General features: G+C 70.6%; 29 protein-coding genes. 13 read left to right on the top strand and 16 right to left on the bottom strand.

Annotation, left to right across the window (positions count from 1 at the left end; all coding sequences use genetic code 11):
• Nucleotides 1-175 precede the first annotated feature (175 nt).
• Together GJ634_RS08410 and GJ634_RS08405 are read right to left on the bottom strand one after the other, a co-directional pair.
• Nucleotides 176-637 (bottom strand): GNAT family N-acetyltransferase, encoded by a 462-nt coding sequence (locus GJ634_RS08410; RefSeq protein ID WP_157502102.1) that lies wholly within the window; start codon nucleotides 635-637, stop codon nucleotides 176-178.
• A 32-nt stretch (nucleotides 638-669) separates the two neighbouring features.
• Nucleotides 670-1,227, bottom strand: coding sequence for an NUDIX domain-containing protein (locus GJ634_RS08405; RefSeq protein WP_157502100.1), 558 nt, complete (start codon nucleotides 1,225-1,227; stop codon nucleotides 670-672).
• Nucleotides 1,228-1,374: 147 nt separating this feature from the next.
• Between GJ634_RS08405 and GJ634_RS08400 the strand changes: the two genes are divergently transcribed.
• Nucleotides 1,375-1,611, top strand: a complete 237-nt coding sequence (locus GJ634_RS08400) for a DUF1918 domain-containing protein (protein ID WP_157502098.1) — start codon at nucleotides 1,375-1,377, stop codon at nucleotides 1,609-1,611.
• A 38-nt stretch (nucleotides 1,612-1,649) separates the two neighbouring features.
• On the opposite strand, the gene GJ634_RS08395 is transcribed toward GJ634_RS08400, so the two are convergent.
• Both GJ634_RS08395 and GJ634_RS08390 read right to left on the bottom strand, forming a co-directional pair.
• Nucleotides 1,650-2,891 (bottom strand): sulfatase-like hydrolase/transferase, encoded by a 1,242-nt coding sequence (locus GJ634_RS08395; RefSeq protein ID WP_157502096.1) that lies wholly within the window; start codon nucleotides 2,889-2,891, stop codon nucleotides 1,650-1,652.
• 2 nt (nucleotides 2,892-2,893) lie between these two features.
• Nucleotides 2,894-3,820, bottom strand: a complete 927-nt coding sequence (locus GJ634_RS08390; protein ID WP_157502094.1) for a hypothetical protein — start codon at nucleotides 3,818-3,820, stop codon at nucleotides 2,894-2,896.
• 154 nt (nucleotides 3,821-3,974) lie between these two features.
• Here GJ634_RS08390 and GJ634_RS08385 point away from each other — a divergent pair, with 154 nt between their 5' ends.
• The 8 genes from GJ634_RS08385 (at nucleotide 3,975) to GJ634_RS08350 (ending at nucleotide 9,847) form a co-directional block, all read left to right on the top strand.
• Nucleotides 3,975-4,988, top strand: coding sequence for a lysylphosphatidylglycerol synthase transmembrane domain-containing protein (locus GJ634_RS08385; protein ID WP_157502092.1), 1,014 nt, complete (start codon nucleotides 3,975-3,977; stop codon nucleotides 4,986-4,988).
• Between the two features lie 63 nt (nucleotides 4,989-5,051).
• Complete coding sequence (locus GJ634_RS08380; protein ID WP_157502090.1) at nucleotides 5,052-6,020, top strand: glycosyltransferase; 969 nt, start codon at nucleotides 5,052-5,054, stop codon at nucleotides 6,018-6,020.
• Nucleotides 6,021-6,056: 36 nt separating this feature from the next.
• Nucleotides 6,057-6,476 (top strand): RNA-binding protein, encoded by a 420-nt coding sequence (locus GJ634_RS08375; RefSeq protein ID WP_157502088.1) that lies wholly within the window; start codon nucleotides 6,057-6,059, stop codon nucleotides 6,474-6,476.
• A gap of 50 nt (nucleotides 6,477-6,526) precedes the next feature.
• Complete coding sequence (locus GJ634_RS08370) at nucleotides 6,527-7,231, top strand: RNase P subunit p30 family protein (protein WP_331714063.1); 705 nt, start codon at nucleotides 6,527-6,529, stop codon at nucleotides 7,229-7,231.
• On the top strand, nucleotides 7,215-7,817 hold the full coding sequence (locus tag GJ634_RS08365; protein ID WP_157502086.1) for a class I SAM-dependent methyltransferase: 603 nt from the start codon (nucleotides 7,215-7,217) through the stop codon (nucleotides 7,815-7,817). Before GJ634_RS08370 ends, GJ634_RS08365 begins: the two co-directional genes overlap by 17 nt.
• Complete coding sequence (locus tag GJ634_RS08360) at nucleotides 7,814-8,290, top strand: Rpp14/Pop5 family protein (RefSeq protein WP_331714062.1); 477 nt, start codon at nucleotides 7,814-7,816, stop codon at nucleotides 8,288-8,290. Before GJ634_RS08365 ends, GJ634_RS08360 begins: the two co-directional genes overlap by 4 nt.
• A gap of 3 nt (nucleotides 8,291-8,293) precedes the next feature.
• The gene (gene psmA / locus GJ634_RS08355) at nucleotides 8,294-9,070 is read left to right on the top strand and encodes an archaeal proteasome endopeptidase complex subunit alpha (RefSeq protein ID WP_157502084.1); all 777 of its coding nucleotides are present in this window, start codon (nucleotides 8,294-8,296) and stop codon (nucleotides 9,068-9,070) included.
• 51 nt (nucleotides 9,071-9,121) lie between these two features.
• Nucleotides 9,122-9,847, top strand: a complete 726-nt coding sequence (locus GJ634_RS08350) for a ribosome assembly factor SBDS (protein WP_157502082.1) — start codon at nucleotides 9,122-9,124, stop codon at nucleotides 9,845-9,847.
• A 14-nt stretch (nucleotides 9,848-9,861) separates the two neighbouring features.
• On the opposite strand, the gene GJ634_RS08345 is transcribed toward GJ634_RS08350, so the two are convergent.
• Nucleotides 9,862-10,179, bottom strand: coding sequence for an FUN14 domain-containing protein (locus GJ634_RS08345; RefSeq protein ID WP_157502080.1), 318 nt, complete (start codon nucleotides 10,177-10,179; stop codon nucleotides 9,862-9,864).
• Nucleotides 10,180-10,279: 100 nt separating this feature from the next.
• On the opposite strand from GJ634_RS08345, the gene hflX reads away from it, so the two are divergent.
• Nucleotides 10,280-11,587 (top strand): GTPase HflX, encoded by a 1,308-nt coding sequence (gene hflX, locus GJ634_RS08340; RefSeq protein WP_331714061.1) that lies wholly within the window; start codon nucleotides 10,280-10,282, stop codon nucleotides 11,585-11,587.
• On the opposite strand, the gene moaC is transcribed toward hflX, so the two are convergent.
• The 4 genes from moaC to GJ634_RS08320 are packed head-to-tail and all read right to left on the bottom strand — an operon-like array spanning nucleotide 11,584 to nucleotide 14,827.
• Nucleotides 11,584-12,081, bottom strand: coding sequence for a cyclic pyranopterin monophosphate synthase MoaC (moaC, locus tag GJ634_RS08335; RefSeq protein ID WP_157502078.1), 498 nt, complete (start codon nucleotides 12,079-12,081; stop codon nucleotides 11,584-11,586). The two genes, hflX and moaC, sit on opposite strands and share 4 nt — an antisense overlap.
• Nucleotides 12,074-13,570 carry an NAD(P)H-hydrate dehydratase gene (locus GJ634_RS08330; protein ID WP_157502076.1) on the bottom strand — a complete coding sequence of 499 codons (1,497 nt, stop codon included), beginning with the start codon at nucleotides 13,568-13,570 and terminating at the stop codon, nucleotides 12,074-12,076. The genes moaC and GJ634_RS08330 overlap by 8 nt, the downstream gene beginning before the upstream one ends.
• 46 nt (nucleotides 13,571-13,616) lie before the next feature.
• Nucleotides 13,617-13,895, bottom strand: coding sequence for an acylphosphatase (locus GJ634_RS08325; RefSeq protein WP_157502074.1), 279 nt, complete (start codon nucleotides 13,893-13,895; stop codon nucleotides 13,617-13,619).
• 41 nt (nucleotides 13,896-13,936) lie between these two features.
• Nucleotides 13,937-14,827 carry a DNA-3-methyladenine glycosylase gene (locus GJ634_RS08320; protein WP_157502072.1) on the bottom strand — a complete coding sequence of 297 codons (891 nt, stop codon included), beginning with the start codon at nucleotides 14,825-14,827 and terminating at the stop codon, nucleotides 13,937-13,939.
• 88 nt (nucleotides 14,828-14,915) lie between these two features.
• On the opposite strand from GJ634_RS08320, the gene GJ634_RS08315 reads away from it, so the two are divergent.
• Nucleotides 14,916-15,296 (top strand): DUF555 domain-containing protein, encoded by a 381-nt coding sequence (locus GJ634_RS08315; protein WP_157502070.1) that lies wholly within the window; start codon nucleotides 14,916-14,918, stop codon nucleotides 15,294-15,296.
• A 51-nt stretch (nucleotides 15,297-15,347) separates the two neighbouring features.
• Here the strand turns inward: GJ634_RS08315 and GJ634_RS08310 are convergent, their stop codons facing one another.
• Nucleotides 15,348-15,587, bottom strand: coding sequence for a UPF0058 family protein (locus tag GJ634_RS08310; RefSeq protein WP_157502068.1), 240 nt, complete (start codon nucleotides 15,585-15,587; stop codon nucleotides 15,348-15,350).
• A 135-nt stretch (nucleotides 15,588-15,722) separates the two neighbouring features.
• Between GJ634_RS08310 and GJ634_RS08305 the strand changes: the two genes are divergently transcribed.
• On the top strand, nucleotides 15,723-16,121 hold the full coding sequence (locus tag GJ634_RS08305; RefSeq protein WP_157502066.1) for a translation initiation factor IF-2 subunit beta: 399 nt from the start codon (nucleotides 15,723-15,725) through the stop codon (nucleotides 16,119-16,121).
• 1 nt (nucleotide 16,122) lies between these two features.
• Here GJ634_RS08305 and GJ634_RS08300 read toward each other — a convergent pair whose 3' ends face one another.
• The 5 genes from GJ634_RS08300 to GJ634_RS08280 form a co-directional block, all read right to left on the bottom strand.
• Nucleotides 16,123-16,305: a hypothetical protein gene (locus GJ634_RS08300; RefSeq protein ID WP_157502064.1), complete on the bottom strand. Its 183-nt coding sequence runs from the start codon at nucleotides 16,303-16,305 to the stop codon at nucleotides 16,123-16,125.
• Nucleotides 16,306-16,354: 49 nt separating this feature from the next.
• Nucleotides 16,355-16,747, bottom strand: coding sequence for a DUF2267 domain-containing protein (locus GJ634_RS08295; protein WP_157502062.1), 393 nt, complete (start codon nucleotides 16,745-16,747; stop codon nucleotides 16,355-16,357).
• Between the two features lie 53 nt (nucleotides 16,748-16,800).
• Complete coding sequence (locus GJ634_RS08290; protein WP_157502060.1) at nucleotides 16,801-17,103, bottom strand: hypothetical protein; 303 nt, start codon at nucleotides 17,101-17,103, stop codon at nucleotides 16,801-16,803.
• Between the two features lie 73 nt (nucleotides 17,104-17,176).
• Nucleotides 17,177-17,452 (bottom strand): winged helix-turn-helix domain-containing protein, encoded by a 276-nt coding sequence (locus GJ634_RS08285; protein ID WP_157502058.1) that lies wholly within the window; start codon nucleotides 17,450-17,452, stop codon nucleotides 17,177-17,179.
• Between the two features lie 69 nt (nucleotides 17,453-17,521).
• Nucleotides 17,522-17,806 carry a DUF357 domain-containing protein gene (locus GJ634_RS08280; protein ID WP_157502056.1) on the bottom strand — a complete coding sequence of 95 codons (285 nt, stop codon included), beginning with the start codon at nucleotides 17,804-17,806 and terminating at the stop codon, nucleotides 17,522-17,524.
• A 91-nt stretch (nucleotides 17,807-17,897) separates the two neighbouring features.
• On the opposite strand from GJ634_RS08280, the gene GJ634_RS08275 reads away from it, so the two are divergent.
• A complete protein-coding gene (locus GJ634_RS08275) occupies nucleotides 17,898-18,449 on the top strand; it encodes a winged helix-turn-helix domain-containing protein (protein WP_157502054.1) in 552 nt (183 codons plus the stop codon).
• On the opposite strand, the gene GJ634_RS15435 is transcribed toward GJ634_RS08275, so the two are convergent.
• The coding region (locus GJ634_RS15435) for a hypothetical protein (protein ID WP_197425453.1) at nucleotides 18,357-19,270 on the bottom strand (914 nt) is incomplete at its 5' end. The genes GJ634_RS08275 and GJ634_RS15435 overlap by 93 nt on opposite strands.

Genomic DNA, 19,270 nt, shown 5'->3' with positions numbered 1-19,270 from the left:
GAGCGCGAGCGCGACGACGGCGGCGCCGAGGACGCCGAACGCGGCGTAGCCGGCGGTGCGAGCGAGGCGGTCCAACGATTTGTCGAGGTTCATAGTGGGGCGGCGGTCGCCGAGAACGGACGGCGAATCCGGATACGAAGCGGTTCGACGGACGACGGAAAAGCTCTTGCGGGGCTCAGAGCCGCTGGCGGAGGTCGCGGAACTTCGGCTCGAAGCCGTGGTCCTCGTAGAACGCCATCGCGGCGTGGTTGTCCACGTGCACGGAGAGAGTCGCGTACTCGCAGTCCCGCTCTCGGCCCCACGACTTCATGCGGTCGAGCAGCCGGCCGGCGACGCCCTCGCGGCGGCGCTCGGGGACGACGTAGAGGCCGTCGACGTAGCAGTTCTTCCCGCGCGAGTACAGCGCCGGCGACGACGTGACGCCGCCGGAGACGACGCCCACGGGGTCCGGGTCGTAGGCGACGAACATCGTGCGGTCGGCGTCGTCGAGCCACCGCGAGCAGTCCTCCGCGGCGACCACCGACTCCTCGAGATCGTTGAACGCCGGATCGAGGGCTTCGGCCTCGCGGTACGCCGGCCGCAGCAGCCGGTCCGCGACGGCCGCCCGCTCGCTGTCAGCCGGCACGCGCACGTCCATGCCAGCAGGGACGCCGAGCACCGAGAAAAGCGCTACGAGAGCGCGCGCTCCCGCCAGCGCTGGAGGTCGCGGCGGTCGCGGGTGTCCTCGGGGAGCTCCGCGAACCACGCCGCCGCCGAAATCTCGCCGTCCGGGTCCCTGACTTCGAGGTCGGTGTCGTCGGCGCACGCCTCGAAGACCGGGAGGACGCCCCACGCCGAGTAGCCGCCGGACTCGATGGTCACCGCGGTCACCATCGCGAGCCCGTGGTAGGTGGCCTCGACGCCGGCTTCCTCGGCGAGTTCGCGCTCGGCGGCCTCGCGGAACGACTCGCCGGCTTCGACGCCCCCACCGGGGAGCACCCAGAGGTCGACGTCCTCGTGGCGCACCAGCGCGAGGTCGCCGTTCTCCCGGTAGACGACCGTGTGCGCGCCGAACGGCGCGCCCGTGCGTTCGACGCGCTCGGCGAGCGTGCGGAACCGCTCGCGGGAGACCGACCGGCGGCGTTCGAACTCCACGAACTCCTCGTGGGCGTCGGTCAGCTCGTGGTAGGCGCGTTCGGCGCGCTGCTCGGCGCGGCTCGCGAGGTACCAGAGGTCATCGACCGGCATCGCGTTGCAGTGTCTGCGGGCGGTTCTGGCGCGCTGCCGGAGCGGCGTGAGCGGGGGTCATACCCGGTCGTTCGGGCGTCGCGCACGTTACGGTTTCGGAGCCCGGAAACCGGGTCGCTTTTGAATCGGCCGCGGGAATTCCGTGGCATGAGCTTCGAAGAAGACGACGAAGTCGTCCTCCACGACAAGCACAGCGAGTTCGACGGCGAGACGGGCACGGTCACGCAGGTCGTCGAGACGATGTTCGGCGAGCCCAACTACACCGTCAGCTTCGACGACGGACAGGAGGCCGGCGTCCCCGAGGACAACCTCGAGCTCGCCGAGGACGACGAGAGCGAGGAGGACCCCGACGAGGGCGAGGACGAAGAAGTCGACGACGCCTAGTCGAGACGGTCTGCGGCTGTTTTCCGCGGTTCGCGGCCTCAGAGGTAGCCGAGGTCCTCGAGCCGTTCGTTTATCTCCAGCATCTCGACGTCCGTGGGGTCGACGCCGCGCTCCGGGAGGCGCTCGCGGAGCTCGGCTTCGAGGTCCGGGTCGTCGACGCGCTCGAGCTCCCGCGGGCTCTCGGAGAGGTCGTAGACGCCCGGCGCCCAGTCGCGTTCGGGGTACTCGACGTACTTCGCGTCGGCGTAGCGGACGGCGCGCGCCCAGTTGCGCTCGCGGTGGAGGGACGCGCCGCACGCCCGCATGTACGCGACGCGGTCCTCGACGCCGGGCTCGATGCGGTCGCCGTCGGTCTCGGCCTCGACGCCGAGGGCGTCCAGCAGCGTCGGGAGAACGTCTATCTGCCGGACTTGCGCGTCCACGGTGTCCGCCTCGACGCCCGGGCCGGCGAGCACGAACGGGACGTTCGTGGTGAAGTCGAAGACGTTCTCGCCGTGGCCGTTCTCGAGGAAGTGGTCGTCGACGTCGGGACCGAACCGCTCGCAGTACTGGTTGACGCGCTCGACGACGCCCCGGGTGTCGACGCCGCCGTAGTACTTCACCGCGTCGCGTACCGACTTCGCGAGCAGCCGGACCGGATTGTTCCGGTGGGTGATGCTCTCGCCGTGGTCGCCGACGACCGCCACCACCGTGTCGTCGGGCACCGCGTCGACGAGCGCTTCGATCTCGCGGTCGAGCGCGGAGAACGCGCGGCCGTACGGCGTCTCGCCGTACTCAGAGCTGTCGAACGCCGCGGGGACGTGGACGTCCTCGTGGATCTCCCAGAGGTGGACGAACGCCGCGAACGGCTCCGGCAGCTCGCCGAGCCGCTCGAGGCCTTCCTCGCGCCAGTCGCTGAACATCGACTCGTCGCGGTCCCGGCAGTCGTAGCGGTCGAACCCGCGGTCGAGGCCGGTCTCCGGGACGAGCGGCCCGGTCGCCATCGCCTCGGTGTGGTAGCCGGCGTCCCCGAGGATCTCGGGCATCGACGCGACGTCCTCGGAGAGGCTGCCGCGGCGCAGCGACTGGATGCCGTTGCGTTCGCCGTACGCGCCCGTCAGCAGGCTCGCGACCGCGGGCGTGGTCGTCGTCGCGGTGGCGTACAGTTCGGTGCACTCCAGCCCCCGCTCGCGGAGGGCGTCGAGGAACGGCGTGTCGACGGCGTCCCGGTGCAGGAAGTCCTGTCGGAGGCAGTCCACCGCGACCAGCAGCAGGTTCGGGGAGTCGGTAGTGTCGTCCATGGTCAGGTTCGGTAACCGAGGTCTTCGAGGCGCGCTTCGACGTCGGTGTCACCAGTGTCGTCGCGGTCCGCGGCGTCGGGGTCGTGGCTGCCGGTGTCCGTCGCGGTCGTCTCGAACCACGGGACTTCGCGGAGGACGGGGAGGTCGACGCCGCCCGGGTGGCCGTAGACGTGGCGCTCGCCGAACGCGTTGCCGTGGTCGGCCGTGACGGCGACGCGCTCGGCGTCCAGGTTCTCGAACAGGAGCGCGAGGTCCTCGAGGACGCACTCGAGGTTCGCGCGGTAGGCCGACCACACGTCGGCCTCGCTGCGGCGGCCGAACCGGAGGTCGTCCCAGACGGACATCTCGTCGTCGCCGAACGCCGCCAGTTCGACGCCGGCGCTGCGCTGCTCGCGGTCGACGACCGACGGGAAGTGCGGCTGCATGTAGTGGACGACCAGCCGGTCGGCGTCGGTCTCGCGGCCCGTGCGAACGGCGGCGTCCGTCACGGGCCGGGGCGGAATCGTCCCGAGGTCGTCGTCCCACGCGTACCGCCACACCTCCTCGACGGCGTGGAAGCGGTCGTGGTCGACTTTCGACGCCGAGTAGGGGTTGCCCGTGACGTACGCGATCTCGCCAAGCGCGGCGTCGCTGGCGCCGCCGAACACCGACTGCAGCCACTCGACGGAGGAGCTGGCGGGCGACGTCCGCGACTCGGTCTCGGCGGGGAGGAACTCGTGGTGGCCGGCAGCCGCCACTTCCGCGAAGAGGTCCGCGCGGCACGCGTCCAACACGACGAGAGCGTCCCAGTCGGCGTCCAACACCGGGTCCGGTTCGGTCGTCGAACGCAGCGAGTACGCCACCAGTGACGCGAGCTCTCGGAACGCGTCGGCGCCGCGGTAGCGGAGGTTGCGGGCGACGTTGGCCGCCTGAGCGGGCACGTCAACCATCGGCGGCTGGGGTCGGCGTCTCGTGCATTTCCGTGGAGGTACTCGGTGTCTCGGTTGGCGCGGTCGGAGAAAAAACCTCCCATTCGCGGGGGCGATCCGGCGGACCCCCGCCGGATTCGATGGATTGATTCAGTGTCGCCCGCCACTCGGAGGCGTGCAGCGAGAGGACCTGCTGGCGACGGTGGCCGGGCTCGCGGGCGCAGCCGTCGTGTTCGCGGTCATGTTCTGGGTGGTGGACGCCCGCGAGGTGTGGGCGGCGGCCAGCCGCGCGGACCCCGTGACGCTCGTCGCCGTCGCGGGCGTGATACTGCTGTGGAACGTCTCGTGGGGGCTGGCGCTGTGGAACGTCCTGAGCGCGCTCGACATCCGCGTCCCGCTCCACACGGCGCTGCTCGTGAACGCCGCGGGCGCGTTCGCGAACCACGTCACGCCGTTCGGGCAGGCGGGCGGCGAACCCGTCACGGCGTGGCTGCTCACGCAGACCGCGGACACCGACTACGAGGTGAGTCTGGCGTCCATCACCAGCCTCGACGCCATCAACGTCGTGCCGTCGCTGGCGTTCGCGGCGGTGGGCTCGCTCTACTACGTCGCCACCGGGACCGGCGGCGACCTCGGCCTGCTGCCGGTCGGCGTCATCACCGCGGCCGTCGTCGTCCCGCTCGTCGTCGCGCTCGCGTGGCGCTACCGGACGACCATCCGGGGCCGAGCGGGCGGCGCCGTCGCGGGGGTCGTGAGCCGCGTCGTCGGGGCGATTCCCCGGGTCTCCCTGCCGGACGCGGAGACGGTCGCCGAGCGCATCGAGGGGTTCGCCGACGCGCTCGGCCGGGTCGCGGTCTCCCGCGAGCGGCTCGTCGCCGCCCTCAGCTGTTCGGCGCTCGGCTGGGCGTTCCAGGCGTTCGCGCTCTGGCTGACGTTCGTCGCGCTGGGGGCGTCGGTCCCCCTGTACGTCCCGTTCTTCGTGATTCCGCTGGGGAAAGTCGGGTCGGTGCTCCCGACGCCCGGCGGCCTCGGCGGCACCGAGGCCATCAACGTCACGCTGCTCACGCTGCTGACGGCGGTGAGCGCGCCGACCATCGCCGCCGTCGTCACGATTCACAGCGTCGGCGGCTACCTGCTGACGACGACGGTCGGCGCCGCCGCCACCAGCGCGCTCGGCGTTCGCGCGTGACGGGGCCGTTCGGAGCCTTTTATACCGCTCGCGGCCTGACGTAGACGCACACGTGACCGCGACATGAGCGGGACGCCTCCCAAGGTCGCCGTCGCCCACTACTGCGAGGGCGCCGGCCACGCCACCCGGATGCTGGCAGTCCTCGAGGAGCTCGAGGCGGCCGGCTACGAGACGGCGCTGGCGGGCGGCGGCCCCGGCACGAAGTTCGTCGAGGCGAACGGCCACACGGAGTTCGAGCCGACGGTCGTGGACTTCGTGGAGGACCTCCAGGACGGCAGCCTCGTCGAAGTCGCCCGGAACAGCGTGCCGGCGCTATACGACCGAATCCAGCAGTACCGCGCGTGGTTCGACGAGGAAGCCCCCAACCTCCTCGTCACCGACGACGTCTCCGCGGCTATCGCCGCCAGCCTGCACGGCCAGCGGTACGTCTACGTCTCCCACGACCCCGCGGCCTTCTACGAGTCGACCGTCGAACGAGCGGGCGCTCGGCTCCGCAACGGCATCGCGGGCCGCGGCGCCGAGCAGTTCCTCGTGCCGAAGGTGTGGCGCGGCGACCCCTCGATTCCGGGCGCCGACGACGTGCCGCCGATGGCGCCCGTGGACGACGCACCCCCGGAAGACGTCGACGTGCTCGTCGTGCCGAGCGAGTTCAGCGTCGACCCCGACCGGCTCGCGGACGCCCTCGAGGCCCGCGACCGGGACGTGACGCTGGTCGGCGGCGACGACTGGGAGCTACAGGAGTCCCTCCAGCCGTTCGTCGCGGGCGCGAACCTCGTCGTCTGCAGCGGCTACTCCACGGTGATGGAGGCCGCCGTCGCCGGGACGCCCTGCGTCGTGCTGCCGGCGACCTCCGAACAGCGCGGCGTCGTCGACGCCCTCGCCGACACGCCCGGCTTCTACGCCGCGGAGTCGGTCGCCGGCGTCGAAGCGCTCCTCGACGACGTGGAGGCGCCCGAACCCCGCGAGAACGGCGCGAAGCGCGTCGCGGAGGTCGCGGCGACGTACCTCCCGGACCCGACCGGTCCGCAGTAGCGACGCTTTTACCGCCGGCCGACCTACGCCGGCGTAATGAGCGAGGTTCCGTTCCACTACGTCGACCTCCGGGCGTTCTGCTACGGCACGGAGGACGAGGTCCGCGTCGCGGACGCCCTCCGTCACTTCCTCCCCGAGGACGTCGAACTCGAGCGCGCCGAGAGCGAGGGCCACCTCGGCGACCGCATCGTCGTCCTCTCGGCGCGCGTCGAGCGCGCCGACGAGATGCGCCACGTCCTCGGCCAGCTCCGTGACGGCGCGGACATCGACCGCATCCGCGAGGAGCTCGACCAGCGCGTCGACGACAACTGCTCGCTGTTCGTCCACCTCGACAAACAGGAGGCGTTCCTCGGGGACGCGAAGCTGGGCGACGGCATCGCGCTGCGCGCGAAGGTCGAAGCCTACCCCGCGAAGAAGGACGCCGCCGTCGAGAACGCCCGCGAAGCGCTGTCGTAGTCGCGCCGCGAACGCACGCGTTTTTAGGGGGCGGCGACGAACGAACTGTCGTGTACGAGGCCGTTCACGCCCACCCGGACGGCGACAGCACCGTCGCGCGGTTCGCCGCGACGGCCGCCAGCGCCGGCTACGACGGCGTCGTCGTGCGGAGCCGGTCGGACGCCCGGCCGGACGTCGACCGCGACGCGGTCGCCGACGAGTACGGCGTCGACGTCGTGGACGGCGTGGAGCTCGACGCGGCGGACGTCCCGCAGGCCAGCGGCGCCATCGCGGGCCTGCGCAGTGAGGCGACCATGTTGGTGGTCCGCGGCGGCACGCCCGAGCTGAACCGGTTCGTCGCGGAGTCACCGCGGGCGGACGTGCTCGCCGGCCCGATGCGGGGCAGCGGCGACGTCAACCACGTCGTCGTGAAGGCCGCGAAGCGGAACGCGGTCCACGTGGAGTTCGACTTCTCGCGGGTGCTGCGCGCGAGCGGCGGCGAGCGCGTGCAGGCGCTGCGCGGACTCCGGAAGCTCCGCGAACTGGTCGACCACTACGACGCGCCGTTCGTCGTCAGCGCCGACCCCGACTCCCACCTCGAACTGCGCGCGCCCCGGGAGCTGCTCGCCGTCGGGGAGGAAATCGGGTTCGACCGCGACCGGGTTCGCGCGGGGCTCGAAGCGTGGGGCGAACTCGCGGAGCGCAACCGCCACCGCACGTCCGAGGAGTTCATCACCACGGGGGTCGAACGCGGCAGGTATGAAGAAGACAGTTGACGAGCACGCCGCGCGCTTCGACGAGATCGCGGCCGACTACGACGACGAGAAGTCCCCGGAGTACAACGAGTGCGTCGCGCTCGTCCTCGAACACGCCAGCCCCGAGCCCGACGACACCGTCCTCGACCTGGGCTGCGGGACGGGCGCCATCGCGCTCGGGCTCGCCGAGAAAGCGGACCGCGTCGTCGGCCGCGACATCAGCGAGGGGATGATGGACGAGGCGCGACGCAAGGCCGACGAGCGCGGCCTCGACAACGTGGAGTTCGGACAGGGCCGGTTCCGCGAGCCGAACTACGACGGCGACGTCGACGTCGTGACCTCGAACTTCGCGATGCACCACCTCAGCAACGAGGAGAAGCGCGAGGCCATCTCGGTCATCGCCGGCCTCGGCCCGCGGAAGGTCGTGCTCGGCGACGTGATGTTCTTCGGCGAACCGAACCCCGAGGAGCCGTTCTACAGCCCGGAGGTCGACGACCCGGCGACGGTCGGCGAGCTCGCGGACGCGTTCACGGACGAGGGGTACGCGCTCACGGCCGTTGAGATGGTCCACGAGCAGGTCGGCGTGCTCGTCGCCGAGCGACTGTGAAACACCTCCCGAAGCACCTCCGGCCGCGGTGGCGGTACCTCGCCGTCGAACTGGAGGCGTGGCCCGACGCGGACGTCTCGCAGGGGGACTTCCAGCGCAGCGTCTGGTTCGCGGCGCAGAACCTCTACGGGGACGCGGGGAGCGCGGACGCCGACCTGCGCGTGCTCCAGTTCTCGTTCGCGGACGGCAGCGGGGAGGCGCTGGTGCGCGTGCGCCACGGCGAGGTCGAGCGCGGCCGGGCGGCGCTGGCGTGCGTCGACGCGGTGCGCGGCGACCCCGTCAGGGTGGCGGTACGCGGGGTCTCGGGCACGATACGGGCTGCCGAAGAAAAGTATTTAGGACGGCCGGGCGAACCCGCAGCCGAAGCCAGCGTCGCGTTCGCGGACGACAGCTGTCGGGCGGTCCGACGGGGCGACCTCGTCGACGTCGACGGCGAGAACGGGTTCGTGGGCGCGACGGACCTCGACTGCTAACCCATGCAAGGACAGAACCAACAGCAGGCCTACGACCGCGGTATCACGATCTTCTCGCCGGACGGCCGCCTCTACCAGGTGGAGTACGCCCGCGAGGCCGTCAAGCGGGGGACGCCCAGCATCGGCGTGCGCACCGACGGCGGCGTCGTCCTCCTCGTGGACAAGCGCATCAGCTCGCCGCTGATGGAGGAGGCGTCCGTCGAGAAGATACACAAGGCAGACGACCACGTCGGCATCGCGAGCGCGGGCCACGTCGCGGACGCCCGCCAGCTCATCGACTTCGCGCGCCGGGACGCGCAGGTCGAGCGGCTGCGCTACGACCAGCCCATCGGCGTGGAGACGCTGACGAAGGACATCACCGACCACATCCAGCAGTACACGCAGGTCGGCGGCGCGCGCCCGTTCGGCGTCGCCCTCCTCATCGGCGGCGTCACGAACGGCGAGCCCCGCCTCTTCGAGACCGACCCGTCGGGGACGCCGTACGAGTGGAAGGCCATCGCCATCGGCGAGGACCGCTCGACGGTCCAGAACTACCTCGAGGAGCACTACGACGAGTCGCTGCCCCTCGACGAGGGCGTCGAGCTCGCGCTCCGCGCGCTCGGCGAGATCCGGGACTCCCTGCAGCCGGAGGGCGTCGGCGTCGCGACCATCGACGCGGAGACGGGCGCGTTCATCGAGCTGTCGGACGACGAGATTCGGGAGTACCTCGCGGAACACGACCTGCTCGGCGAGGGCGGCGATACCGCCGACGGTGCGGGCGGCGACGCGAGCGGCGAGTAGTTCCGCCCGGCGGGAAAAGCTCTTTTAAGTACACCCGCCGAAGTCACACCCATGATATCACTCGACGAGGCGGTGACCGCGCGCCTCGAGACGCACGGGGAACGCTTCGAAGTGCTCGTGGACCCGGACGCCGCGCTCGCGATGAAACGCGGCGAGTTCGAGGGCGACCTCGAGGACGTCATCGCCGCCCGCGACGTCTTCGAGAACGCCTCCCGCGGCGACCGACCCGCCGAGGAGGACCTCGAAGAGGTGTTCGGGACGACCGAGCCGATGGAGATCATCCCCGAGGTCATCGAGCGCGGGGAGATCCAGATCACGGCCGAGCAGCGCGAGGAGATGCAGGAGCAGAAGCGCCGGAAGCTCGTGAACATCATCACGCGGAACGCCGTCAACCCCCAGATGGACAACGCGCCCCACCCGCCCGAGCGCATCGAGAGCGCGCTCGAGGAGGCCGGGTTCACGGTCGACCCGATGGAGCCCGCCGAGAGCCAGGTCGACGACGCGCTGGACGCGCTCCGGCCCGTGATTCCGATTCGCTTCGAGGAGGTGACCGTCGCGGTCAACCTGCCGCCGGACTACGCGGGCAGCGGGCAGGCCAAGATTCGGGAGTTCGGCGAGCTCGACCGCGAGGAGTGGCAGGCCGACGGCTCGTGGGTGGGCGTGCTGACGTTCCCCGCGGGGATGCAGAACGACTTCTACGACCTCGTCAACGAGGTCTCGGACGGCGAGGGCGAGACGACGGTCGTCAAGGAGAAAGACGAACTCGGGACGCGCTGAGCGGTCGCGGCGAGCTACCCCTTCTTGAAGCCGACGAGGAAGCCGCCGGTGAAGCCGGCGCTGACCGACAGCGTCGAGAGGATGGTGTTCACCCACGACGGCGGCGCGGCGCCGTTCGCGGCCTGCGTGATGTCGAAGAAGCCGCCGGTGAGGCGGTCCCAGTCGACGGTGATGATGCCGCGGGATTCGAGGAACTTGAACAGCGCGAGCTCGAGGCCGACGAGCACCGCGATGAGCTTCGCGACCTTCTTCGCCGCGAACCCGACGACGGCGCCGATGCCGGCGCCACCCCCGAACTCGAGTCCGAGCGAGGTGAGGTTGATGTCCGCCATGGTTGCTCGTCGGCGAGGGACCGGTAAGTCTCTTTTGTCAGACGCGACGGCGGCAGTCGCGCCCGGAGCTTAAGTAGCACGGACGCCTACTGTAGGGCAAGTGACCGGAACAACGACGAAGACGGCGGTTGTCGCGAAGCGCGTCGACGACGGCGACGCCGACACCGCCGAAATCAGGGAGCTCGTTCGCGCCGCCGGCTACGAGGTCGGCGGCGAGGTGACCCAGACCCGCACGGCCGACCCCGCGCTCCAGCTCGGCGAGGGGAAAGTCGAGGAGCTCGCGGCGGTCGTCGCGGAGACGGACGCCGAGCGCGTGGTCTTCGACAACCGGCTCGGCCCCTACCAGACGTACAACCTCGGCCAGCGGCTGCCCGAGAACACGGAGGTCGTGGACCGCTTCCGGCTCATCCTCGACATCTTCGGGCAGCGCGCCCGCACCCGGAAGGCCCAGCTGCAGGTCGAGCTCGCGGAGCTCCGCTACGAGCTGCCGCGCGCGGAGGCGAAGACCAGCCTCGCGAAGCGCGACGAACGCCCCGGGTTCATGGGCCTCGGGGAGTACGACGAGAGCCGCGAGCAGGACATCAAGGCCCAGATCAGCCGCATCCGGGACGAGCTCGAGAGCATCGAGAAGACCGAACAGCAGCGCCGCGAGACGCGCCGCGAGTCCGGGTTCGAGCTGGTGGCGCTGGCGGGGTACACGAACGCCGGGAAGTCGACGCTGCTGCGCCGGCTCGCGGACGACCTCGACGTCGACGAGAACGAGGAGCTCCACCCCGACCTCGACACCACCGCGGAGTCCGAGAACCAGCTGTTCACGACGCTCGGGACGACCACGCGACGGCTGGAGATGGACCGCCGGGACGTCCTGTTGACGGACACGGTCGGGTTCATCAGCGACCTCCCGCACTGGCTCGTGGAGTCGTTCAAGTCCACGCTCGAGTCCGTCTACCAGGCGGACCTCGTGTTGCTCGTGGTGGACGCCAGCGAGTCCGTCGACGAGATCCGCGAGAAGCTCGTGACGAGCCACGACACGCTCTACGAGCGCAACGAGGCGCCCATCGTCACCGTGTTCAACAAGGTGGACAAGGTCGACGAGGACGAGCTCGCGGAGAAACAGGAGGCGCTGTCCGCGCTCGCGCCGAACCCCGTCGCCGTCAGCGGGAAGGAGGGAATCAACGTCGACGAGCTCCGCGAGCGCATCGACGCGGAACTCCCGCCGCGGGAGCGGGAGACGCTCGTGCTCCCGATGACCGACGACACGATGAGCGTGGTGTCGTGGGTCCACGACCACGCGTACGTCCGCGACGTCGACTACGGCGACGAACAGGTCGTCGTCGACTTCGAGGCGCTCCCCCCGGTCGTCGAGAAGTCCCGCGCGAAGGCCAGCGACCTCGTCGCGGAAGCCTAGAGCTCCCGCTTCTCCTTCCGCACGACTTCCACGCCCTCGATAGCGGTGCCGGGGTACTGCCCGTCGTCGTCTTTCTCTGCGGCCTTCACCATATCCCAGACGACGTTCAGCCCGGTCGTCACGCCTTCGAGGGCCTCCATCTCGCAGCCGGTCTTCCCGGTGGTCTCGACGGCGACCTCGAGGACGACGCGGTCCTCGCGCACGTCGAAGTCCGTCTCGACGTTCGTGATCGGGATCTGGTGGCACATCGGAATCGTCTCCCACGTGTGCTTGACCGCCTGTACCGCGCCCACGCGGGCCGTCGCGAGCACGTCGCCCTTCCCGATTTCGTCGCCGCGAATCGCTGCGGCCGTCGACTCCGCGAGGCGAATCTCGCCGCGCGCGACCGCCCGCCGCGCCGTGTCGGGCTTGTCCCCGACGTCGACCATCTGCACGTCGCCATCGTCGGTCGTGTGCGTGAGGTCGTCGGCAGCATCCGGGTCGTCGCTACTCATCGCCGTCACCCCACAGCGCGGCGGGCAGCGCGTCCAGCAGGTCCGTGGCGAGCAGGCCGTACCCGTGCTCGTCGACCACTCGGTCGCCGGCGTCGCCGTTCGCGTACGCGCCGACGCTCGCGGCGGGGACGGCGTCGAGCGTCGAGAACAGCGCGGCCGTCGCGCCCGCGAGCACGTCGCCGGTGCCGCCGACGGTCATTCCGGGGTTGCCGGTGCGGTTCACGCGGGTCGTCTCGCCGTCCGAGACCACGTCGTAGGCGCCCTTCACGAGGACCGCGTGCCCGAGGTCGGCGGCGAACGCTTCGACGGCGTCCGCGCGCTCCCGCCAGTCGTCTTCGCTGCTCACGGCTCCCGAGTCGCCGCTCGCGGATTCCGCGGCCTCCCCTCGGTCGGCCGCGCCCGGCCCCCCCATCTTCCGGAGTTCGCCCTGGTGGGGCGTACAGACGAGGTCGGCGTCCGTGTCGACGTCGGGGACGACCTGGAGTGCGTCCGCGTCGACGACCGCCTTCCCGTCGTAGGCAGCGAGGAACTGCCGGACGGCGGCCAGCGTGTCACCGGAGTCCCCGAGCCCCGGCCCCAAGACCACCACGTCGACCTCGGCGGCGCGGTCGAGCACCTCGTCGACGTGCTCGGGGAGGAGGCGCGTGCCGACGTAGGAGTCCACGATGAGGTTCTCGCTGTACCCCTGCACGGTCTCGGCGATGGTGTCCGGGACGGCGAGGTACGCGAGGTCCGCGCCCGCTCGGAGAGCGGCCTGCGCGCTCAACGCCGGTGCGCCGGTGTAGGGGCCGCCGCCGACGACGAGCACGCGCCCGAAGTCGCCCTTGTGGGCCTGCGGGTCGCGGTCGAGCTGCAGGAGGTCCCCGGGCCCGACGAACAGTTCGGCGGCCTCCGGGATGCCGATGTCCGCGACCGTCACGTCCCCCCGGTCCGCGAGCGCGGGCTTCACGTCGTGGAACGTCACGACGCGGTCGGCGTCGACGGCGACGCCCGGCGTCTCGCCCGTGTCAGCGTCCATCCCGGACGGCACGTCCACGGCGACGACCGTCGCGTCGGCGTCGTTGACGGCTTCGATTGCGGTGGCTTCCGGCTCGCGCGGGGCGCCCGAGACGCCGGTGCCGAGGACGGCGTCCACGACGACGTCCGGGTCGCCGAGGTCCAGTGACTCCGAGTCTTTCACGACCGCCGTCGGGAGTTCGGCCTGCTGGAGGGCGTCCCAGTTCTCCCGGCTAATGGCCGTCCCGATGGTTTCGGGTCGCCCGAGCAGGTGGACGGTCACGTCGTAGTCGCTGAGGAATCGCGCGGCGACGAACGCGTCGCCGCCGTTGTTCCCGCGGCCGGCGACGACGGCGACGGTCGCGCCCGCGTCGGCGGTCTCGCGGACGGCCCGCGCGACGGCGTTCCCGCTGGACTCCATCAGCTGTTTGCGCGGCACGCCGACGGCCGCCGCGTTCCGGTCGACGGCGGCCATCCGCTCGCTGGTAATCATGTCCGGTGGTTCGACCGGGACCGCCGTAAAAACTCCGCGTCCGGTGTCACCGTCGAATCCGGAAGCCGTCTTCGCCCTCGGGGTCGCCGAACTCGGCGTCGACGGCTTCGACGTCCGCGGCGGGGCTCCCCTCGTGGCACCACTCTACCATCGCCTCCACGTCCTCCTCTGGCCCCTCGAAGACCGCTTCGACGCGGCCGTCGCGGAGGTTCCGCACCCAGCCGTCGACGCCGCGCTCGCGGGCCTGTTCCCGCGTGTTCGCGCGGAAGTAGACGCCCTGCACCTTCCCGGAGACCAGCACGCGTGCGCGAGTCCGCTCGCTCATGGCTCGTACTGGGTCGGCGACCGCCAAAAAGCTACGCGCGCTCACTCGTCGCCGCCCGACCGGAGGTAGTGGAAGAGGTAGGTCTGCGTGTAGCCGGCGTACGGGCCGAGTTGCTTCCGAATCGCCCGGGAGGTGTCGGCGTAGTTGCCGCGGTCGCAGTCCGGGTAGTGGTCCTCGACGGCCGAGCGAATCCACGTGTCCAGCGGGACGGCCTCGAGGTAGCCCAGCGAGAACAGGAGCACGCAGTCCGCGACCTTGTCGCCGACGCCGACGAACCCCGTGAGCGACTCGCGTGCGAGTTCGTACGCGCGGCCCTCCACGTCGCGCCGGGTGAGTTCGCCGCTGGCGACCATCTCGGCGGTGCGCTGGACGTACGGCGCGCGGTAGCCGAGCTTCAGGTCGCGGAGGTCCTCCTCGGTGGCGGCCGCCAGCGCCTCGGGTTCGGGGAAGGCGTGGACGGTCTCGCCGTCGTACTCGACCGGCTCGCCGTACGTCTCCCGGAGGGCTTCCTGCATCCCGAAGATGCGTTCGACGCGCATCTGCGCCGAGCAGATGAACGAGATGAGGCAGCCGAAGAAGGGGTCGCGGACGATGCGGAGGCCGTCGTAGGCGTCCCACGCGGCCGCCGTGAGGTCGTCGCCGGTGGCGGCGGCGCGGATCTCGTGGAGGTCGTCGCGGAGGCCGAGCAGGTCGCGGACGAGCGGGTCAGCGTCGGTCGTCGACCGCCACTCGACGGCGGCGTCGGTCTGGCGGACTTCCACGACCTCGCCCTCGACGACGGTGCGGTACCACGCGTCGCCGCCGTAGGCGCCGTCGGTCTCGTAGGTCGCGCCGTCCGGCCGCCACCAGAGGTACGTCTGCCCGCTCTCGAGGGTTGCCTGCACGTCGACCGCGCCGGCGACTTCGTCGGTCGGAATGGCGCCGCGCTCCATCTCGGGCGGGCTTGGTCGCGCTCGGGGAAGACGGGTTCGGTTCCGGGCCAAAGTTCTTCTACGTAGCGTGCGAACGAGTCACATAGCCATGGACTGTAGGGTGGTGGTCGAGGCCGCGGTCCCCGTCTACGACGTCGAGACCCCCGAGGAGGCGGTGCGCATCGCCATCTCGAAGACCGGCGAGCTGTTGAACCCCGACCTCAACTACGTCGAGATCAGCATGGGCGAGCGGACGTGCCCGCACTGCGGCGAGGGCCTCGACCCGGCGTTCGTCGCGGCCGACGAGAGCCTCGTCGCGCTCGAACTGGAGATGAGCGTGTTCAACGTCGAGCGCACGGAACACGCCTCGCGCATCGCCCGCAAGGAGATCGGACAGCGGCTGGAGAACATCCCGCTGGAGGTACTGAGCGTCGAAGAGGAAGTCGACGGGGACGAGGAAGCGGACAGTGAGACGGTAGAGGACGCCTAACGCTGTCGCTGGGGGGTACTGGTGCGCGAGGAGACGCCGCGTGTTGATACGTTAGTCGGCCTGAGCGGCGACGGCTTCCTGCTCTTCGGGTTCGTCCATCGCCGAAGTGATGCCGCCAGCGAGCGCGAAAACAGCCGCTTTGTGGTCCGTCTTCGATTTGTGGATCGATGTCGGTCGTACGCCGAGGTCCTCGTACTCGTCGAGGGAAATCTGGTCGGCTTCGCACTCCTCGTAGTAGTTCCCGACCTCTGCGAGGAGGCCGTGGAGGTGGATGAGCTCCTGCTTCTTCATGGCAGCCAATTCTAACGGGTAAGGGGTTATAGTATTATCCTGAGAGCTGTTACCACGGGCCTCGCGGGAACGGGACGAACGGGGACCACCCGGGGTTTTGAAAGGCTTTTGTGCGGCCCGGTACTTCGTCCGGGTATGGACTACGAGGAGCAACTCGACCGCGCGATGCAGCAGAAGCCCGACGTCGAGGGCAGCGAGAGCCGGTTCGAGGTGCCGGAGCCGAACGTCCGCGAGGAGGGCAACGTCACGGTGTACGAGAACTTCCAGGACACCCTCGATCGGCTCGGCCGCGAGGAAGAGCACGTGCTGAAGTTCATCCAGAACGAGCTCGGGACGAGCGCTCAGATCGACGAGAGCGGGCGCGCCCGACTCACGGGCGAGTTCCGCCAGCGCCGCGTCGAGGACGTCCTCGACGACTACGTCGACACGTACGTCACGTGCCCCGAGTGCGGGCTGCCGGACACGAACCTCGAAACGGAAGACGGCGCCGAACGGCTCCACTGCGAGGCGTGTGGCGCCCGGTCCGCGGTCTGAGTTACTGCAGTCGCTTCAGGTTCTCGAGGTCGCGGTCGGTTCGCATGAACTCGGCCGTCCGCCGCGTGGCGTGACAGTTCGGACAGCTGAAGTTCGCGTCGTGGGTGGGCAGCTCGGACGGCGTGCTCTCCCACTGCTTTTGACATTCAGGACAGACCAACTGCACGTACGCCTCGTGCGCCATGGTGCCCTCTGGAACGGCTGCGGGGAAAAAGGTTGAGGCCCGGCGTCGCTCAGTAGTAGTCGTCGGTCCCGACTAACTCGAAGAGGGCGTCGTAGTCGTCGGGGAGCTGGGCCGTAACGTCCTGGAGCTCGCTCTCGGGCACCGACTCGTCGACGACGTCCAGCACGACCTGCGCGTAGTAGGTAGCGTCCGAGACGTCGGCGCTCGCGCGCTCGGACACCCGCTGGACGAACTCGTCGTAGTCGAAGATCTGCCCGGAGTCGGCCTGGTGGAGAAAGACGTCGATCTCCATCGGGAGCGGGCCGGCGAGGTCCGACGCTTCGCCCGCCTGCAGTCGCTCGCCGAGCGTCGTGAGCGTGGCGCGGGTCGCCCGAATCGCTTCGCCACGGGAGGCCAGTTCGGCGCGGTTCTGGACCGCGCCGACGAACTCGTCGTGTTTCATATCCGGGTGAACGTACACCGCCGCTCGAAAAATGGCTGGTGGCCGAACCCCACTCAGTCCCAGGTCACCCACAGCAGGAAGGCGACGGCGGCGGTTTCGAGCAGTCGCAGCGCCAGCATCGCGGTCGCGGACGCCGACGGCAGTCCGCTGAACCACGCCGTCAGCTTCGCGTGCATCACGAAGTAGTAGAGCCCGAGGGCGTTCTCGCCGAGCAGCAGCAGCCCGAACAGGAGGAGACCGAGGGCGTGCTTGGAGTGTATCTGCCGGTAGTTGCTGGCCCACACGCTGCAGAGCGCGAGCAGCGCGAGGACGTTGAACGCCATCGCCGCTCGCGTCACGTCCGCCCAGACGGTCATCTACACCACCGTTGGCAGGACCGATAGTTATACGCTTTCCCAAATTCGGCCGGCATTCGCCGCGAGTCGCACATTATTCGACCTCCTCGATGATCTCCTCGATGGTGTCCCAGTTGTCCCGGGCCGCCTCCGTCGGCAGGTAGACGGCGCCGTAGTCGTCGCCGCTGGACTCGACGATGCCGTTCTCGACGAGCACGTCGAGGTGGTGACGGACCGTCTTGTAGTCGAGGTCCAACTCCTCCGCGAGCTGGTTCGCGTTCCGCGGGCGGTCCGCGACCGCCCGCAGCAGACGGACGCGGTTCGGGCCGCCGCGCGTCCCCGTCAACACGTACCAGAGCGCGGCCTCCATCGATTGCGCGGAGGCGGCCCAGTGCCGTAAAACTACCCGAGACCGCGCGGCGTGCCGGCTCTCGGCCCGTCAGACAGTGAACAGGTGGCCGGTCTCGGGCACGTCGAAGAGGCCGATGCGGGCGCCCGCGTCCAGCCACGCGTGCCCGTAGGAGAACGCGGCGAGGGCGTTCACGGGGTCGTCGTGCTCGCGGAAGTGCCGGCCGTCGTCGAGGTACGACTGCGCCATCTCCTCGTACTCGGCGGCGGCCTCGCCCAGCGGCGTGTCCGCGGGCGGGACGGCTTCGGCCTCGTCGAGGGCGTCCGCGAGCAACCCCTCGTAGCGGTCCATCTTCTCGTGGAGGTCGGCGGCCATGCGTGGACGTGCGGACAGCGGCGGCGTAAGCGCTTGGGTGCGCCGTCGCCGGCGACAGAGTTACGTCTCGGGCCGCCGTGGGTGCCCGTGAATGTTCCCGCCACAGGACGCCCACGCGGACGTTGGGCCGCGGGTCGTCGACCTGAGCGCGGACGACGGCGCGGCCGTGGACGCGCTGTCCTCCGAGACAGCGCGCGCCATCCTCGACCGCCTCCGCGAGTCGCCGGCGACGGTCGCGACGCTGGCCGAGGTGACCGACACCAGCCCGCAGAACGTCCACTACCACCTCGACAACCTCCAGGCCGCGGACGTCGTGACGTCGGTGGACGCGGTGGACGACGAGAGCGGCTGCGAGACCGCCGTCTACGCGCCCGCTGGCGACCCGCTCGTCATCGTCTCGGGTGACGCGGACCGCGACGAACTGGAGCGCGTACTGGAACGCGCGCTGAGCGCCGTCGCCGCGTTCGCGGTCGTCGGCGTGGTCGCGCAGCGAGTGCTCGCTCCCGCACCGACGTTCGTCGGCGGGGAGCACCTCGGCGGGTACGGCGGCTCAGCGCCCCCGGTCGGCGCGGCCATTTTCACCGTCGGTCTCCTCGCTGCCGTCGCGTACGCTTTCGTCCGCGTCCGACAACTGGAGCGGTGAGTCGCCACCGGCTGCGGCGGCCGCGACCCCGAGGGTCACCACGGCGGCGGGGACGTAGACGACGAGGTCGACGAAGGCAAGTCCGAACGGCGTCCTGCCGGGGAAGAACGGGAGCGCGGCGAGCGCGAGGAACGCCACACCGCCGAGGCGGTCGTACCACGCTGCGTACCGGGTCCCGGCGACGGCGGCGAGAACGCCCGCGACGCCGAGGGTCGCGTGAATCGCGTCGAGGAGTGCGGTCTCGCCGGTGAACGGCGTCCCGCCCGGGACGCCGAACGGCAGGACGCCGGCTGCGGCCAGCACGCCGACAGCGAGACCGACTGCGGCCGCGACGACGCGCTCCGGACTCTCGACGACCGACTCGCGGCCCGCCTCGGCGGTCGTCCGAGGCGCGCGAGCCGCCGACTCACTCGTCCGCGAGAGGCGAACGGCGAGCGCGACCCACGCGACGCCGTAGAGGCCGACGCCCACGGACAGCGAACCCGGCGCGAGACCGAGATTGGCCGAGCCGAGGACGACGTTCAGGACGGCGCTCGCCGGGAGCGCGAGGACGAACGCGGCCCCGCCGACGCGCCCCGCGACGCCCGCGCGGCGGAAGACGACGGCGAGGAACGCCGACCCGGCCCAGAGCGCGAGCGCGCCGCCGACCGCGACGGGCGCCACCGCGAACACCGCGACGAGGCCCGCCAGCGCCTGCTGGAGGAGCGCCGCGACCGTCAGGAGCGCGAGACCCAGCCACGAGAGCGCCGCGCCCGCTCGCCCGACGCGCCCCCCAGTCCGCGCGGTAGCGGCGCCAGCACTCGAAGACGCCGAACGCGACG

Origin of the sequence: Halobacterium sp. CBA1126, from assembly GCF_009741975.1 — an archaeon.
GTDB lineage: Archaea > Halobacteriota > Halobacteria > Halobacteriales > Halobacteriaceae > Halobacterium.
Note: the sequence above shows the minus strand (reverse complement) of the source record. Positions and strands in the feature narration are given on the sequence as shown.